Source organism: Gracilibacillus alcaliphilus (genome assembly GCF_016909015.1).
In the GTDB taxonomy this organism is placed as follows: domain Bacteria; phylum Bacillota; class Bacilli; order Bacillales; family Amphibacillaceae; genus Gracilibacillus; species Gracilibacillus alcaliphilus.
On the sequence record NZ_JAFBFA010000002.1, the window covers coordinates 95,753 to 112,645 of the forward strand.

Below are 16,893 nucleotides of genomic sequence, written 5' to 3' on the forward strand. Positions count from 1 at the left end.
CATGCGAAAAAATGGTATACTAAGAAGCGTGATAAATAATTTGCTCCCATTGCTTATAGGCATCTTCGGTTAGTTGATTCACCTCTTGGTTGATTTCCTCCAACTGTGCCAGTGTCTGCTCTACCTTTCTGGACATTTCGTCTACTTGTTCTGCCGATCGTTGGATTTTATCTTGTACAAACCAGTCAACAATCAATCCATCAAAGAAATAATCAGCAAAGGTGAGACCGCCCGATATATCGATACTTGTTTGAAAGGACCTGCCGATATCATTTAATTCATAAGAGAATTTACGCAGTAATCTTTGCGCCTCATGAGTTGCTTGCTTGGCGTCATCCATATGTCCGTGCTTTAGTGAGGTCGTTATCATGCCTCCTCCAAGCATATCTGCAGTTCCCCAATTCTTGGCTTTTGCTAATGAAGTCTGTGCTTCTTCTAGTTTGTCCTTCACTTTCTCTCCCGCATCGCTTGCCTCGGCAATTTCTGTTTTCTCATCTCTTAGATTACCTATTTGTTCTAAGATAGCCAAAGCTTCCTGCCCGCTTTCATGATCCATATCTAGCAAGCGGTGATATTTTTCTTGTAATAAGGAGTGATAGCGCAAATCAGGCTCACCAAGGGCTTGTATCTGTTGCTCTAATTTCTTGATATCTTCCGCAATATCTGCCACTGATTCTTTGGCTTCTTGATAACTTAATTGGGCTTTTGCCAACTCTTGCTTTTCTTGATCCAATTTTTCGGTTTTTTGTCCGATAATGGAATAAAAAAGATTGACGAGACTAATGGATTCCAATTTCTCTACATCAATTTTTTCTGCTTGAAGTTGTTGATAGAGAGCCTTTTTCTGTCTTTCTAGTTTTTCTAATTCCAGTGTTAATTGTTTTCGCTCTTGATTTAGACGTTGCAGCTTCCGTTTATCTCCTTGAGCTTGTACGATTTGCTGATAAAGTTCTTCCATTCTGATCACCTCTACTAACTTTTACGAATCAGGTGCAGCATTTGTTTCACGTGCTTCGATTTCTTTTTGGACGCGTTCGATCCGGTCAGCAAGCGATGGGTGGCTGGAACGAAAGAAGACAATCCATGGAGCCGGTTTGATATCTGCTTTTGATTGTTCAGCCAGCTGTATGTAGCTGGTTAAGGCAGGTTCTAGATTTTCGGTATGTGTGATCGCATAATCGTCGGCCTGGTTTTCCATTTGGCGCGAAACCCATAATTCGATTGGCGAAACAAGCAGCAATATGGCTATGACAATTGTCAATAATTTCGTCATTGCAACAAGGCTATGCGGCTGTCGCCAATTTTTTGTCCACCGCTGTAATCCGAGTAAAACCGCTAGACTCAACAATAAATAAAGCCCGACTCCCCAGTACATATGATGAAATAAATAATGAGCCATTTCATGAGCCATAATATAGAGAATTTCGTCGGTATTCATTCCTTGAATCATTGTATCCCACAAAACAATCCGCATGTGGTCAAAGATGCCATTGACATAGGCATTATAGGTTGTCACCTTTTCACTTTTATTTACCATTAACAATGTGACATCTTCCATACCAGCTGCAGCAGTTAAGTTTTCCAATTCTGTCCGTAGTTCTCCTTGTTCCAAAGGCTGAAAGTCATCAAATAAGGGATCAATCCAAACTGGCTGAATAAAAGTAATAAATAGTACAACTGGTACAGCTAATACCCAGACAATCAGTCCCCACCAGCGCGGAATTCGCTTTAAAATAAACCTTGTCACTGCTAGCATAACAAACAAGGCAATCCCTAGTAAGAGGCTGGATAACCACCCATCTATCAGCCAAGAGCTAACAGACTGTGTCCGAATTCCCTCATGTACACCTATCCAATACCAAATAAACCGGAAAGGAAAATGCACCAGATAGTTTAGGCTCACTAATAATAAGGTATACAGTGCCAGCTTTTTTGCAGCGGATGGCATCGCTTCTAAATGCTGAATCAGCGCAGTTTTCTGCCACAGGACATAGAGCAGAAGCAGCTGCAACGGCCACATTGCAAAGAAAAAGGCGTGAGCTAAGGCGCCATAACGGCTGTCGCCAAAAGAAACAAGCGGATACAAGAAATAAAAATAGCCAAATAGGACTGCTAGATAACTGATATAAGCGACTAGTATTTTTTTCATCATGCACCTCGATTTTATTTTCGCTAACATGAATTCAGGGGATTACTTTCCTTATAGTGCGTGTTCCAAACCAGTATCTCTTATCAGATACCGCTCTATCCATAAAAATTCTAGTTGCCCTACGTATTTGTGCAGTTGTGCGTTTCTTAATAACTTTGTGTAAATGAATCAGGTGCAAGCACGGAGTCAGTGTTTGTGAACATCACTTTATATGAGAAAACCCCTTACCCACAACAGATAAGAGGTTATTTACTTAATAGATAAGGCTGAGGAATTCTTCTTTACCAATTTTACCTAAGTAATGAGAGATATCTATATCTTGAACGGCCTCAGCAATCGCTGCCCGGTCATAACGAACTCCTTGTAAGGCTTCCTCTAGTTCTTTTACATCTCCAACACCAAAGAAATCACCATAAATGGTACAATGTTCGATCATACCTTTTTGAACATCTAAACGAATATCTACTAGCCCGCTGTCGAATTTGTGACTGTGTTGGAGATTGAAGGCAGGGGACTTCCCATAGTTCCAGCTCCATTGTTGATAACGTTCTTCTGATAGTTGGTGGATATTGGCCCAGTCTTCATCTGTCAATACATATTGTGGTACCTCTTCTACTTTGTCCACATCAAAGATGTACTTCAAAATATGCTCCTTAAATGCTTCCATAGAAAGCTTCTCTTCCATAAATTCCGAAATATTTGCCACCCGGCTGCGAATCGATTTAATTCCTTTTGATTGAATTTTCTCTGTTTTGACATTAAGCGAACGCACAACATTCTCGATTTCGGAATCATACATAAGTGTACCATGACTAAACATCCGGCCTCTTGTCGTAAATTGAGCGTTTCCTGAAATCTTGCGGCCATCGGCAACTAAGTCATTACGTCCTTTTAACTCTGCCGGCACACCTAACTTACGCAAAGACTCTACTACCGGCTCCGTAAATTTCGCGAAGTTATGGAAGCTGTCTCCATCATCTTTGGTAATAAAACTGAAATTCAAGTTACCTTCATCATGATAAACGGCACCACCGCCTGATAAGCGTCGCACCACTTTAATTCCTTCTGCTTCAACATAGTCAGTATTAATTTCCTCAATGGTATTCTGATTTTTGCCAATAATAATGGATGGTCCGTTTATATAGAACAATAGATACGTATCTTCCTCACCAAAATGCTTGAGCACATATTCTTCTATCGCTAAATTAATATATGGATCTGTAATTCCCTTATTATCTATAAATTTCATTCGGTTAAGCCCCTTTCTTTAAACTGATTTTAGTATAGATGAAATATAGTGATAACTCAATTTTTTGAAATTGTACTAATACAAAGTGTTGATTTTTTCTTTTTGTTATACTACAATTAGATCACAACGCACAATTGATAGTTCTGTTATCTATTGTGTAACAAGTGCGGAATGAATAGTGCAGATAATTCCACTGCCATCATCCGCCATCTAACCTGAGATGTCTTTTTTGCTATATCTTTCATGTCTTCATCCCATTTATCCTGCTATTAAAGGGTGATGAACATTCCCATCCAAATGAAATTTAGATATACGCAAAAGACAACATGTGCAGCTAAGGATTAGCTGCACTTTTTTTATACGAAAAATGGGCGTGTAATCGTTCCCGAAAGCGCCTCACGATAAGCCTCCCACCGGTTCGCTCCTCTCTGTGGTTCCTTTATCTCAGCTGCTATAGTCCAGTTGTTACATTTAATCTGACATTTTCCGCCTTGTATATTATATTTAAGGTTTTAGTCTTCCGACTGTAAAAGGAAAACCTTATGAACCTATGTCATTTCTTATTTGGTATTTCCTCAATTATTTGAGAAAATATATTTAATGGATTGAGAGGTTGATCGTGTCCTCCTTGAGCCGACGAGCTCGTTATCGAAAGACTGATCCCTCTCTCTGTTAAGCTGATTACGAATGAGTTAGATGTTGAAGGCACTTTGCCTTACTCCGTATTTAGCACAAGGTAGTGACGCTTTTCAGATGAGTGGCATTCAATCCAAATAGGTAAAGAAAAAGGTGAAGCTATGTTTTATCTTGGTATTGATATTGGCAAGCGTACTCATGTTGCTTCTGTTATGGATGATACAGGAAAAATAGTATTAAAAGGCTTTTCTTTTCCTAACACTTTAGAAGGCGGACACGCACTACTCACTCGTTTACGTACTATTTCAGACAACCCCTCCCATTTTCTTACGGGAATGGAAGCGACGGGACATTATTGGCTCGCTCTTTTTTCCTTCCTAGATGATGCCGATTATTTTGTCCATGTCATCAATCCTATTCAGACAGATGGCTGGAGAAAAGGTACTGAAATACGAAAACGTAAGACTGACATCATCGATTCCGTACTAATTGCCGACCTTATTCGTTACGGATCATTTGAAGATACTGCTTTAGCGAATGAAGAAATGTTCTCCTTACGTCAGTTAACCCGTTATCGATCTTATTTAGTTGGAACAGCTGGGGATTTCAAACGTAAAATCATTGCCGTTTTAGATCAAGTTTTTCCTGAATATGATACGGTATTTTCAAAAATTGGTGTCTTTGGAAAAGCATCCAAGGCAGCGCTTTTTGAATATTCTACACCCGATGCATTTAACGAAATTTCTGCGGATACGTTGGCCGAAACACTTCGTTTAGCGAGTCGTAATCGCGTAGGTTTAGTTAAAGCAGAATCGTTAAAAACAGCTGCTTTAGATTCCTTTGGTATTCGATTTGCACAAGATGCATTTACCTTCCAGCTTCGCTCGATGATTGAACAGCTAAACTTCCTGGAAACACAAATCAAACAAGCAGAAGAAGAAATAAACCAATTGATGACTTCCGTTAATTCTGTTATTGAAACCATTCCAGGAATCGGGCCAATTACTGGTGCGACGATATTAGGCGAAATTGGTGATATTCATAAGTTTTCTAACCCTAAAAAGTTAGTTGCCTACGCTGGTATTGATGCCTCTGTATCACAATCTGGGCAATTTGATGCAACACACAACGTCATGAGTAAAAGAGGATCCCCTTATTTACGAAAATCACTGTTTCAGGCAGCCATTGTCGCCTCCAGAAGTGACCCTGTTTTAAAAGCATTTTATGAGAAAAAGCGCTCAGAAGGAAAACATCATCTAACAGCGATTGGTGCCGTTTCACGAAAATTGTGTTACATCATTCATGCGATTTTAACTAAAAACGAACCCTACGAAATTCGTCAGTAAGTGAAAAAATTTGATGCTCTGATGCTTATTTGGCATGCATTTCATTCATATATTTTTCTCATCATTTATTTTCTTTTTCACTTGACTTTATATAGTTAGTCTTTCTCATAGGAGTATCCGTCTATTCCTTCCGCTAGCCAAAAGAAAACGTAAAATAAACGTTTTTAGGCAGTGCTCAAGTGGAATTTGTACAAAAACATATATGAAAGATGAAGAGATTACTGCAAAAAAACAATATTTCTTCAGCAATCCAATCGAAAAGGGCTAAAAATTATTAATGAGGTTCCTAAGTTGTTGAATCTCCACATTGTAATAGAAAGTAATGAGTCTGGCACAAAGATTATACTAACTAAAATATAGCGGAAGAATATGGAGATAGGGCAAGTAATGCATATCACTGGTACGGTAGGATTATTCGTGCTGTCAATAGGACATCCCGAAAGACAGAGGAAACATGATTAAAAATACAGAGTTAACCAATATGGATCCTAAGTGCAGAAATTAACGTAATAGCTAATGGTTATGTTGGTGATTCAGATAATATAAGCGCCTCTTTTACATCGGTGAAAGGGGTTATTTTAGTGGAATTCTCCTTTATTTGTGCAGATATCTGAGGTATAGAGAAAATCAGCTCCTTCCTGTTTAGTCAGGTTTCTCCATCGTCACAAGATGTTCTAGGTCCGAAATATAAAAATCGATATCCGGCCGTTCTTTAATAAGGCCTAACTGTTCCAATTTGAAAAAGTTTACTTTTTGATAGGGATCGTGATCAATCACAGGCAGACTGTTCGTTTGGGAGATATATTGATCCACAGCTCTTTGCACTATGTCCAATGCCTCTGCAAGGTGTTTATCGTCCTCTGTGAAGACTTCATAAGTTTCTTTGGACATGTAGTACGTTTGTTTTGGAATGGCTTTCAAAAAAGGGGCGAGCAATGAATGATCAAGTGATCCATCTTCTTGGATCAGCACCCTGAGCGGAATATTTTCAGATAATTCTTTCTCATATTGATGAATTGCTGCATGTATTTCCTCTATTGCTACATCCCTGACTGGGAATTTCTCTTTCTTCTTCTTCTTTTTAAACCACATTTTCTGTCCCCTCCTGATTGCGAAAATTTTCGTCAAAATGACCACTCAGTGGCTCTATTTATAAAAATTATACTAAAATTTTCACTGCTAGGTCGAATAATACGGAAAAAAGGGTTATTTTGACTCATTTTATTCCCAAATTTAAAGTGATTTGTTACTTTGAAGTAGAAAAACAAACAAGGAGGAAAAAAGAATGAAAATGACTACATCTCTTAATAAAGTAATGCCAGAAGTAAGTCCAAGCACCTTGGCAGTAATCGGTTTTCATGAAGGGAAATCTTATTGGACAAAGGTGATGGAGATGGAAGAAGCAGATGATTTTGAAACAGATTGGAATGCACAGCAGGTTATGGATCATACATGCAAGGGCTTTGGAATTAGTTTGAAAGGCTTATTGGAAGGGACTCGTATGCTGAGTGGTATATCGTATAAACCGCCGATTGCTATTGACCGTTTTAGCGGGATGTATTTCTTTCCACTAGAATCACCCTCTAAGAAATCCTGCTCTTGGATTGCTCATTCACATGTCTTGGAAATTGATAAGGCGGATACATATTATACGCGTATCGTTTTTAAGAATGGTCGTGAGTTACTGCTGAATGTCTCTTATGCCAGTTTACTGAACCAGCTTTATCGTACTGCACAGTATCGGTATTTATTAAGCAATAAAATAGAGTCTCTGTTAGAGCATTCCCAGTTTGTTTCTGAAACACCCTGGCAGCGCAAAAAATAAGTTTAGGAAGCTCCGGTAAGCTAATCGTGCCGGAGTTTTTCTGTTATAGAATAACAAAAACAATCTTCTTTAATGAATGGGCAGCAATGTTACCGAGTTTTATGCCAAATTAAGCCTTTATAACGGCGCTGAATTGGTTAGAATTATACCTATAGCATTGACATCATCTGGGCCGGATCCGAATGTGACTGCTCCAGTCTCTGTTCTAGCAGTTCTTCCAGCATAAGCATGACTTTTCGACGAATAGCTGGATTATAAAAATTGCGTTTCACTTCTTTACCTTGACAAGTAAAAAGGTAGGGAGTAAAGGCGTCCTCTGGAGTATGGGGCAGTACTCGGACATGAAGCTGTTTCTGCTTCATCATATGCTGTAATTCCGCCTTTTCTGCGGAGGCAAGCTGCTCCATTCGCTGCAATAAAGTGATATAAGGTTCACTTATTTTAAAAGGAGAGGCTTGCTGCATGTTGATTAGGTCTTGTTTAATGACAGTCAAAGTCATTGATAAAAATAGAAAACGTGTTGCTATATTCCATTCATCTTGGGTGAAGTACTTCATTTTCTATTTCCCCCCTATCACGGAACGTTTGTTCTATTTTATTATATCATGTATAAAATTGCAATGAAAATGGGAAAGAAAATGAAAGAGAGAAGTGAAAAATTAGGAAAATAGCGCAAAACATATTAAAATAAACTTAAGTCATATATGTAACGGCTAAAAAGGAGTTAAAGGGCAGAATGATTCTATATAGTATAAATAATATTGAACATATCGATGTAGATGAAATGAAGGATTTATTTGAGGCCAATGAATATGGACAGTTAGTCGATATTTTATTGCAAAGCTATGAAAGTCTAGGCCCCCTTCCTGGATTTTTATTGCCATTTATTGAAGCCTTTCTGCCTTTCTTGCCAATTATTGCCTTTGTGATCACCAATGCAGCTGCATATGGTTTATTAGAAGGATTTTTACTATCATTATCTGGTACAAGTGCTGGGACAATCCTTGTGTTTATCCTGGTAAGGCGTTATCAACACTGGAAGGTTTTCAGGTGGTTAACGGCTAATAAACAAGTATCGAAGGTTACGAACTGGTTTACACGGCATGGTTTTGGCCCGCTGTTTCTATTGTTATGTTTCCCTTTCTCGCCATCAGCCATTATTAATGTGGTAGCAGCTTTGTCTAATGTGAAGTTTTACCAATTTGTATTGGCAGTATTACTTGGAAAGGGAGTCATGGTGTTTACCATCTCCTTTGTCGGTGACAGTTTGGTTTCTTTTGCGCAAAATCCGATAAGAACCGTGTTGGTGGCTATCGGTGTCGTCATCCTTTGGATGCTTGGTAAATATATTGAAAACTATTTACATAGCCGATCCGAAGGGAAAAAACAAATATAAAAGGTTAATCATATCTGGAATTTAATTAAAACGACCGGCAACTTACTTCTCCAGCAAAACCGTAAATGTTAGAATGAAGGACTAATCAATGGAAGGTGAGGCAATAATCTCTGTTTTAGTGTCTAGAAATGATTTATCAGGGGCAGTTGTCCACAAGCTTTTTAGATAGATTGAAGGACAGATCAGAGGATCACGGAGGCTAAACATCGATAAATCTCACTTTATGAGAGGAAGGTGATAAGGTGTTAGTTGAAGGGAACAATATCAGCATTCGCAGGTTACAGCAGCAAGATGACCATTTATTGGCTAAATGGCTGTCAGATCCAGACGTATTAGCTTTTTATCAAGGACGTGATCGGCCATTGGATTTAGTGAAAGTACATGATGAATTTTATAGTCAAGAGAATCGGATCAAAAGATGTATTATTGAGTATCAGTGCCAGCCAATAGGTTACTTACAATTTTATCCGTTAGATGAACAAGAGAGACAGGTCTTTCAGCTGGAGGCCAATGCTGTATATGGTATGGATCAATTTATAGGAGAACCAGCCTTTTGGGGTAAAGGAATCGGCCAGACATTTGTCCGTATGATGGCAGCTTATTTGATTAATCATGAAAGTGCGAAAAAGGTTGTCGTTGACCCGCAGCAAAGCAACCTTCGGGCGATTCGATGTTATGAAAAGTGTGGATTCGTTAAAATCAAAGTGTTAGCAGATCATGAATGGCATGAAGGTGATTTCCGTGACTGCTGGCTGATGGAGTATACAGTTTAATGAAGCGACAGAGACAGATGATCACCTTCCTTAAAAAACAAGTGGTCTTATGCAAGGTTATACTGTGCTAATCGTTGACAATCTCTAAAAGAAAAATAGGGACCGTTTCAGAAAATGAGGCGGTCCCCTATTCTTTTCCTGCGAGCAAGCTCTATGTTTACATATGCCACATACAGCTTATTTTGATCTTGATGAAAAAAGCTGACTATTATTTGAGGTGTGCTTCAACTGTATGTTTGTCTCCAACACTTTTTTGCTTAAATACTTTATTGCAGAACGAATGTTTGATAAAATGTATATATGCTAAAGAAAGTAGGTGTTTTCTTTGTTGCGATTTTTACTAGGAAGTGCAACGGTAAATAAAAGTAAACAATGCTTATCAGAAATAAGAGATGATTTGAAACAAGACCCTGAAGGAATGCCGATTATCTATTTAGTTCCCGATCAGATGACTTTTCAACAGGAATACGCATTATTGAATGATGAGGAAATTAATGGATCGATCCGAGCCCAGGTGTATAGCTTTTCACGATTAGCGTGGCGGGTGATGCAGCTAACTGGCGGGGCGACAAAGAAATATATCACATCAACAGGTATACAAATGCTTTTGCGTAAAATTGTGGAAGAGCGAACCGGGGAATGGAAAATGTTCCAAAAGTCAATTGAAAAACAAGGATTTATTGAACAATTAGAAAATATGATGAAAGAATTCAGGCATTACTGTGTGACACCAGAGATGCTGGCAGGACAGCTGTCAAAGATGGAGCAGCTACATCATCAAACGGTAAACGAAGTAGCACTTCAACATAAATTGGATGACCTTTTTTATATTTATCAACAATTGGTACAGGCATTGCAGGGACAGTATACCGATAGTGAAGATCAGCTGCAGCAGCTGGCGGAGAGATTAGAGCACTCTTCCTTCCTAGAAGGTACAATTGTTTATATAGATGGCTTCCATCAGTTTACTCCTCAAGAATTACTGATCTTAGAGGTCATGTTAAAGAAAGCAAAACATGTAACGGTCACCTTAACATTGGATAAAACCGATACCACAGATCCACTTGATTTATTTTATCAAACACAAGAAACATATTATCAGCTGCAGCAATTGGCAGCAGATGCAATGATTCACGTAGACACAGAATATATTAAATCCAGTCAGCAGCCAGCGTCTGCCTTTGCCCATATCGATAATCATTTCGATAGTCGTCCGGTACCAAGTATGGAAGGAAAGGCATCCGTACGATTGTCAGAGGCAGCACATCCGCGAGCAGAGGTTGAAGGGGCGGCACAGGAAATTATTCAGCTAGTGCGTGATCAAGGCTATCGTTATCGCGATTTGGCCATTCTGATTCGTGAGCCAGATGTGTATCATGATTTAATAACAACTATTTTTCAAGATTATCAAATTCCTGTCTTTGTCGATGAAAAAAGAACGATGCTCAGCCATCCCTTTATTGAAACGATCCGGTCTTTATTAGATGTAATTGATGGTAATTGGCGCTATGAGGCGATTTTTCGTTTGTTAAAGGCTGGATTTATTCCTGAAGGCGAAAGTGATTATCCGCTTGATCAAGAGGCAATTGATGAGTTGGAAAATTATGTACTGGAGTATGGCATCAGAGGTCGATCCAGGTGGCTAAGTGATGAGGTTTGGGTTTTTCAACGATTTAAAGGTTTTGACCAGTCAGCTCAAACCGACCAAGAACAAGCAGTTCAGACACGTATCAATGCTTACCGACAGCAAGTTGCGGCCATGCTGAAAAAGATTGATCAACAGATGAGATCGCTTCCGGGAATACAGGAGAAAGTAGTTGCCTTATTTGAATGGTTGGAGATGATTCAAGCGCCTAAGCGTTTAGAGGCAATCCGGGAACGGCATGATCAGCTAGGTCAAGTGGAACGCGGGCGTGAACAAGATCAGGTATGGGAGGCAACGATTCAATTACTTGAGGAAATGACAGAAGTAGCGGGTGAAGAAAATCTGGAACTTACTACATTCCGTAAGGTGTTAGATTCCGGCATAGAGGCATTGCGCTTCTCCCATGTTCCGCCAAGTATTGATCATATTGTAGTCGGTTCGGTGGATCGTTCACGGATGCATAATATTAAATGCGCCTTTTTACTAGGGGTAAATGAAGGAACTTGGCCGATGAAGCCCCAGGGAGATGGCTTGATTTCGGAAGAGGACCGCTCGATTTTACAATTGCAAGGCATTCAGCTGGCTGCAGGTAGTAAACGTCAATTATTGGATGACTGGTTTTATGTCTATTTGGCATTTACACTTCCTTCTGATTATTTGTGGATTAGCTACCCAATCAGCAATGAGGAAGGGAAGCAAAAGGCACCGTCACCATTGGTCAAGCGAGTCAAAGAGTGGTTTCCAGATCGAATAGCAGGCCTCTTTTTACAAGATCCCGAAGAAATGGCGGAAGCAGCTCGGTTTGTCACCACGCCTGTGAAGACAAGGGGCGCTATGACCGCTCAATTAGCCAGAAAATTACGCGGTTATCCGATCGATCCTGTCTGGGAATATGTCTTAAATTGGTATATTGACAAATCCGAACACCCTTTACTGCAACAGCGTGTACTGCAGAGCTTATTTTATGAAAACAAGCCAAGAGATCTTGCCAAGGATACAGTTCAAGCCTTATATCCAAAGGAAGTCAAGGCCAGTGTATCAAGGCTGGAAATGTATCATCGTTGTTCTTATCAACATTTTGCTAAATACAGCCTAGGCTTAGAAGCACGGCCAACTTATAAACTGGATGCCCCAGATATAGGGCAATTATTCCATGAAGCCTTAAAACAGATTACCGAATGGATTCAACAAGAAAATAAGCAGTTTGCCAATATTTATAATGAAGAAGCTCAAAAATATGCCCGTCGTGCTATTAAAGAATTAGCGCCAGTTTTACAGCATCAGATCCTGCATAGTTCTAATCGTTATCAGTATATTCAACAAAAGCTGGAAAGCATTATTGCCCGAGCAACTTATGTATTGAGTGAACAAGCACGTAAGACAGATTTTGCGCCTGTTGGTTTGGAAGTAGGTTTCGGTTATCCTAATCAGTTGGCACCATTACAGATCGATTTACCGAATAATCATCAATTATTGCTGCGTGGCCGAATAGACCGAGTAGATCAAGCGATAGAAAATGAACAATTATACTTGCGAATCATTGACTATAAATCCAGTGAACGAGGTTTAAGTTTGACGGATGTATACTATGGCATTGCTTTACAAGTGCTTGCTTATTTGGATGTGGTTTTACAAAATGCGGAAAACTGGTTAGGCAAACCTGCCGAACCTGCAGGTGTATTGTATTTCCACGTCCATAATCCGATGATAGCTGCAAATGATCTGCTGCCTGCAGATAAATTGGAACAGGAAATGCTGAAAAAGTTCAAGATGAAAGGCCTATTAGTCAATGAAACGGACATTATCAGGATGATGGACAACACACTAGAATCAGGACGAAGTAACATTGTTCCAGCTGGTTTCAGTAAAACAGGCTCTATTTACAAAGGATCAAATGTAGCAGAGCGGGAAGTGTTTAACGAGCTGCGACAATATATACATCATTTGATGCGACAATCTGGTCTGCACATCACAGAAGGGAAAGTAGAGCTGAATCCGTTCCAGCAAAAACAGCATACTGCTTGTACGTTCTGTGATTATCGCTCGGTCTGTCAGTTTGATCCTACTTTAACAGAGAATAATTATCGCAAACTAAAAGATATGAAGGACGAAGAAGCAATCAGTGCTATGAGAAGAGGTGATTTCCATGCCTGAATGGACGAAGGAACAGGAAGAAGCAATTTATCAATCCGGACAAGATATTCTCGTCGCAGCCGCAGCTGGATCTGGAAAGACCGCTGTATTGGTGGAACGAATTATTCAAAAATTACTCAATAAAGAAGATCCAGTCGATATCGATACCTTATTGGTAGTGACTTTTACTAATGCAGCTGCTCAGGAGATGCGGAATCGAATTGGAGCTGCGATTGAGGCTGCACTTGCCGAATATCCGCAATCGAATCATTTAAAGAAACAGCTTTCTCTGGTGCAGAATGCCTCGATTTCTACACTGCATTCCTTTTGTATGGATTTGGTGCGCAAATATGCCTACCAACTTGATATTGATCCAGGTTTTCGCATTGCCGATGATATGGAAGCAGATTTAATTCGGCAGGATGTATTGGAGGACTTATTTGAAAGCTGGTATGGAGAACAAGAGGAAGAGAAACAAGCTGCGTTCTTCTCTGTAGTCGATCGTTTCAGCAATGACCGAAATGATTTGGAAGTAGAATCACTTATTCTTAAGATGTATGAATTCTCCATTCAGCATCCGAATCCTGATCAATGGCTTGACCAAATGGCTGAGGTATATCGAGTGAATGAAGCTACACCAGAAGCAGAATTAACATGGCTGTCCTTATTGAAGCAAGAGCTTAGTGATCAATTAGAATTGATGGATAAACTGATTAACCAAGCACTCGATCTTACGCAGGAAGCAGATGGACCTTATCATTATGCAGAGGCTCTGGACAGCGACCAGCAGGTGATTCAGCAGGCAAAAGGGGCGATCGCACTTTCCTGGCAAGAGGCAGGTACTGTCTTTACCAGTGCGAAATTCAAAGCCTTATCTCGAAAAAAGGCAGACTGTGACGAAGACAAAAAAGAACAGGTAAAATCTCTTCGAGAACAAGTAAAGAAGCGCTGGAAAGATATTGCCGAAGATTGGTTTACACGTGATTTGACAGGTCATCTTCGTGATATGGAAGAACTTTACCCAACCATATATGCACTAACTGATTTGATTAAGCAATTTAAACAAGCTTATCAAGAAGCAAAAAAGGAGAAAGGGCTAGTTGATTTTGCCGATTTGGAGCACTTTGCATTAAGTATTTTATTGCAGGATAAGCAATCATTGCAGCCATCTGCAGTAGCAGAAAGCTTGAAAAAGAAATATACCGAAGTCATGGTTGATGAATATCAAGATACGAACTTAGTACAAGAGACGATTATTTCATTGGTTGCCAACCATGAACATGGCGGCAACATGTTTATGGTTGGAGATGTCAAGCAAAGTATTTACCGTTTTCGTCATGCTGAACCAACGCTTTTTATTGAGAAATATAATCGATTTGCCGACAATTCGACAGCTGGGCTCCGGATTGATTTGGCGCGAAACTTCCGCAGCCGTGAACAAGTGTTGACAGCGGCCAACTATATTTTCCGACAATTATTTGATCAAAAAGTCGGCGATATTGAATACGATCAGGCCGCCGAACTGATCTATGGAAATAAATCATATGATGAAGTACCGTTAAAAGAACCTGATACCGAATTGATAATTATAGATCAAGAAACACAAGAGCAGGCAGCAGCAGAACAGGGAGACCCGCAGGAAACAGAAGAAGATCTAGAGAAAGCTCAGCTGGAAGCACGCGCTTATGCAGCCAAAATCAAACAATGGATCGGCGCTAATGGAGAAGAACCGACGAAAATTGTCGATAAGCAGACGGGACAGCCGCGTCCAGTCGAATATCGTGATATTGTGATTCTGCTTCGTTCAATGACATGGGCTCCCGCTATTATGGAAGAGTTCAAGAAACAGCATATTCCTATTTATGCCGAACTGTCTAGCGGTTATTTAGCAGCGATCGAGATTCAAGTCATGATCAGCCTGTTAAAGGTGATTGATAACCCGAGACAAGATATTCCGCTTGTATCTGTGCTGAAATCACCGATCGTCGGTTTGAATGAAGATCAATTGACAAAAATCAGAATGACGAAGCGAGGGCTGTCTTATTACGAAGCATTAAAAATCTACCAGCAAAAAAATCACCAGCCAGAGCTGCAGCATTTTCTTGAGCAATTAGCTCATTGGCGCCGTGAAGCAAGACAGGGCGAACTTTCGGCATTGATTTGGCGAATTTATCAAGAGACTGGTTACTATGATTTTGCAGGCGGTATGCCTGGAGGACGACAGCGACAAGCTAATTTACGCGCCTTATTTGATCGGGCAAAAAGTTATGAAGCGACCTCTTTCCGAGGCCTTTTCCGTTTTCTGCGCTTGATTGAGCGAATGGAAGAGAAAGGAGATGACCTAGGGGCTGCGAAGGCATTAGGAGAACAAGAAGATGTAGTCAGAATCATGACAATCCATAAGAGTAAGGGATTGGAATTTCCGCTGGTCATTGTTGGGGCAATGAACAAGCAGTTTAATCAACAAGATTTACGGGCAAAATATTTGCTCCATAAAGAATGGGGCTTTGCCACCAAATATATTGATCCAATTAAACGGATTATCTATCCAACCTTGTTATATCACGGAATAAAAAAAGAAATGCAGCGCGAAATGCTGGCAGAAGAGATGCGCGTTTTGTATGTTGCATTAACAAGGGCAAAAGAAAAGGTAGTATTAGTCGGTACGGTTACATCATTTGAGAAGAAACGCAAGAAGTGGAACAGTATGGTCTCACATCCAGATTGGGTACTGCCCTCCTACTATCGTTTAGAGACGCTTAGTTATTTAGACTGGGTAGGGGCAAGTTTAGTCCGGCATCATCAAGGAACAGCATTGCGTATAACAGACGTAGATTGGAGCGCGCCAGAAGAGATCACTAAAGATCCATCCACATGGAAGATTACTGCTGTACACCAATCAGCGTTTCAATCAGGAGAAGAGGACAGACAAGAGCAAATGGCAGAACTGCGACAGGCTATTACCGAATGGCGGCCGCTTGAACTGCCTGATCAACCAATGAAAGAGCAAGTGGCAGCACATTTAGCGTTTCGTTATCCTTACCATGATTCTGCTTTCTACCGCGCCAAGCAAACCGTTACAGAGATGAAACGGCAGCGAGAAATGAAGGACAGTTATAGTGATGAACAAATCATTGCACCATTTCGGGCGCCAATTCGCAGACGGCCGCGTTTTATGCAAAAAGACAGACAGTTGACACGGGCAGAAATTGGAACAGCTATGCATGCGGCGATGCAGCATTTGCCATTAGACAGAGAATGGACAGTTGATCAATTACAGGAATATATTGCAACATTAGAAGCGAATGAGATGATTACCAGCGAAGAAGCAAAAGTAATTGATATTCAGTCGATTCTGTATTTCTTAAATACGGACATGGGACAACAACTGATGCAGGCAAAACAGGTAGAAAGAGAGGTTCCTTTCAGTATGACCTTGCCAGCAAAAGAGGTATATCCAGACTGGCAGGAACAAGAGCAGGAGAGAATTTCCCTGCAGGGTGTAATCGACTGTGTCATTAAAACAGAGCAAGGCTTTATTTTGTTAGATTATAAAACAGATCATATTCAAGAAGAATGGAGCGAGTCCTTAGAAGAAAAGCTTGCCCAGAGATATCAGCTGCAAATAAATTTGTATGCGAGGGCTTTAGAAGATATTTGGAAAAAGCCTGTCTTGGAGAAGTACCTGTACTTTTTTGATAAGAACCTCCTTATACAAGTAAATGCATAAGGAAGTTACTT

General features: G+C 40.1%; 11 protein-coding genes. 6 read left to right on the plus strand and 5 right to left on the minus strand.

Features of this window, described 5'->3' with window-relative positions:
• Window positions 1–19 precede the first annotated feature (19 nt).
• From JOD18_RS02220 to JOD18_RS02230, 3 genes are all read right to left on the minus strand, one after another.
• Window positions 20–958, minus strand: coding sequence for a hypothetical protein (locus JOD18_RS02220; RefSeq protein WP_204667301.1), 939 nt, complete (start codon window positions 956–958; stop codon window positions 20–22).
• A 21-nt stretch (window positions 959–979) separates the two neighbouring features.
• Window positions 980–2,149, minus strand: a complete 1,170-nt coding sequence (locus tag JOD18_RS02225; protein ID WP_204667302.1) for a M48 family metalloprotease — start codon at window positions 2,147–2,149, stop codon at window positions 980–982.
• Between the two features lie 253 nt (window positions 2,150–2,402).
• A complete protein-coding gene (locus JOD18_RS02230) occupies window positions 2,403–3,398 on the minus strand; it encodes a lipoate--protein ligase (protein ID WP_204667303.1) in 996 nt (331 codons plus the stop codon).
• 797 nt (window positions 3,399–4,195) lie between these two features.
• Between JOD18_RS02230 and JOD18_RS02235 the strand changes: the two genes are divergently transcribed.
• Window positions 4,196–5,380, plus strand: coding sequence for an IS110 family RNA-guided transposase (locus tag JOD18_RS02235; RefSeq protein ID WP_204667304.1), 1,185 nt, complete (start codon window positions 4,196–4,198; stop codon window positions 5,378–5,380).
• Between the two features lie 642 nt (window positions 5,381–6,022).
• Here the strand turns inward: JOD18_RS02235 and JOD18_RS02240 are convergent.
• Complete coding sequence (locus tag JOD18_RS02240; protein WP_204667305.1) at window positions 6,023–6,472, minus strand: DUF3939 domain-containing protein; 450 nt, start codon at window positions 6,470–6,472, stop codon at window positions 6,023–6,025.
• A 193-nt stretch (window positions 6,473–6,665) separates the two neighbouring features.
• Between JOD18_RS02240 and JOD18_RS02245 the strand changes: the two genes are divergently transcribed.
• Window positions 6,666–7,205, plus strand: a complete 540-nt coding sequence (locus JOD18_RS02245) for a competence protein ComK (protein WP_239587869.1) — start codon at window positions 6,666–6,668, stop codon at window positions 7,203–7,205.
• A gap of 149 nt (window positions 7,206–7,354) precedes the next feature.
• On the opposite strand, the gene JOD18_RS02250 is transcribed toward JOD18_RS02245, so the two are convergent.
• On the minus strand, window positions 7,355–7,762 hold the full coding sequence (locus JOD18_RS02250; protein WP_204667306.1) for a YhjD family protein: 408 nt from the start codon (window positions 7,760–7,762) through the stop codon (window positions 7,355–7,357).
• Window positions 7,763–7,941: 179 nt separating this feature from the next.
• On the opposite strand from JOD18_RS02250, the gene JOD18_RS02255 reads away from it, so the two are divergent.
• The 4 genes from JOD18_RS02255 (at window position 7,942) to addA (ending at window position 16,882) form a co-directional block, all read left to right on the plus strand.
• Window positions 7,942–8,601 (plus strand): TVP38/TMEM64 family protein, encoded by a 660-nt coding sequence (locus JOD18_RS02255; RefSeq protein WP_204667307.1) that lies wholly within the window; start codon window positions 7,942–7,944, stop codon window positions 8,599–8,601.
• A 242-nt stretch (window positions 8,602–8,843) separates the two neighbouring features.
• The gene (locus tag JOD18_RS02260) at window positions 8,844–9,374 is read left to right on the plus strand and encodes a GNAT family N-acetyltransferase (RefSeq protein WP_204667308.1); all 531 of its coding nucleotides are present in this window, start codon (window positions 8,844–8,846) and stop codon (window positions 9,372–9,374) included.
• 325 nt (window positions 9,375–9,699) lie between these two features.
• Window positions 9,700–13,173, plus strand: coding sequence for a helicase-exonuclease AddAB subunit AddB (addB, locus tag JOD18_RS02265; RefSeq protein WP_338029477.1), 3,474 nt, complete (start codon window positions 9,700–9,702; stop codon window positions 13,171–13,173).
• Window positions 13,166–16,882 (plus strand): helicase-exonuclease AddAB subunit AddA, encoded by a 3,717-nt coding sequence (addA, locus tag JOD18_RS02270; RefSeq protein WP_204667310.1) that lies wholly within the window; start codon window positions 13,166–13,168, stop codon window positions 16,880–16,882. Before addB ends, addA begins: the two co-directional genes overlap by 8 nt.
• The last annotated feature ends 11 nt before the right edge of the window (window positions 16,883–16,893 follow it).

Excerpts from the sequence above, each read along its gene's own strand:
- JOD18_RS02220 (WP_204667301.1), bottom strand. The coding sequence starts at position 958 with ATGGAAGAACTTTATCAGCAAATCGTACAAGCTCAAGGAGATAAACGG.
- JOD18_RS02225 (WP_204667302.1), bottom strand. The coding sequence starts at position 2,149 with ATGAAAAAAATACTAGTCGCTTATATCAGTTATCTAGCAGTCCTATTT.
- JOD18_RS02230 (WP_204667303.1), bottom strand. The coding sequence starts at position 3,398 with ATGAAATTTATAGATAATAAGGGAATTACAGATCCATATATTAATTTA.
- JOD18_RS02235 (WP_204667304.1), top strand. The coding sequence starts at position 4,196 with ATGTTTTATCTTGGTATTGATATTGGCAAGCGTACTCATGTTGCTTCT.
- JOD18_RS02240 (WP_204667305.1), bottom strand. The coding sequence starts at position 6,472 with ATGTGGTTTAAAAAGAAGAAGAAGAAAGAGAAATTCCCAGTCAGGGAT.
- JOD18_RS02245 (WP_239587869.1), top strand. The coding sequence starts at position 6,666 with ATGAAAATGACTACATCTCTTAATAAAGTAATGCCAGAAGTAAGTCCA.
- JOD18_RS02250 (WP_204667306.1), bottom strand. The coding sequence starts at position 7,762 with ATGAAGTACTTCACCCAAGATGAATGGAATATAGCAACACGTTTTCTA.
- JOD18_RS02255 (WP_204667307.1), top strand. The coding sequence starts at position 7,942 with ATGATTCTATATAGTATAAATAATATTGAACATATCGATGTAGATGAA.
- addA (WP_204667310.1), top strand. The coding sequence starts at position 13,166 with ATGCCTGAATGGACGAAGGAACAGGAAGAAGCAATTTATCAATCCGGA.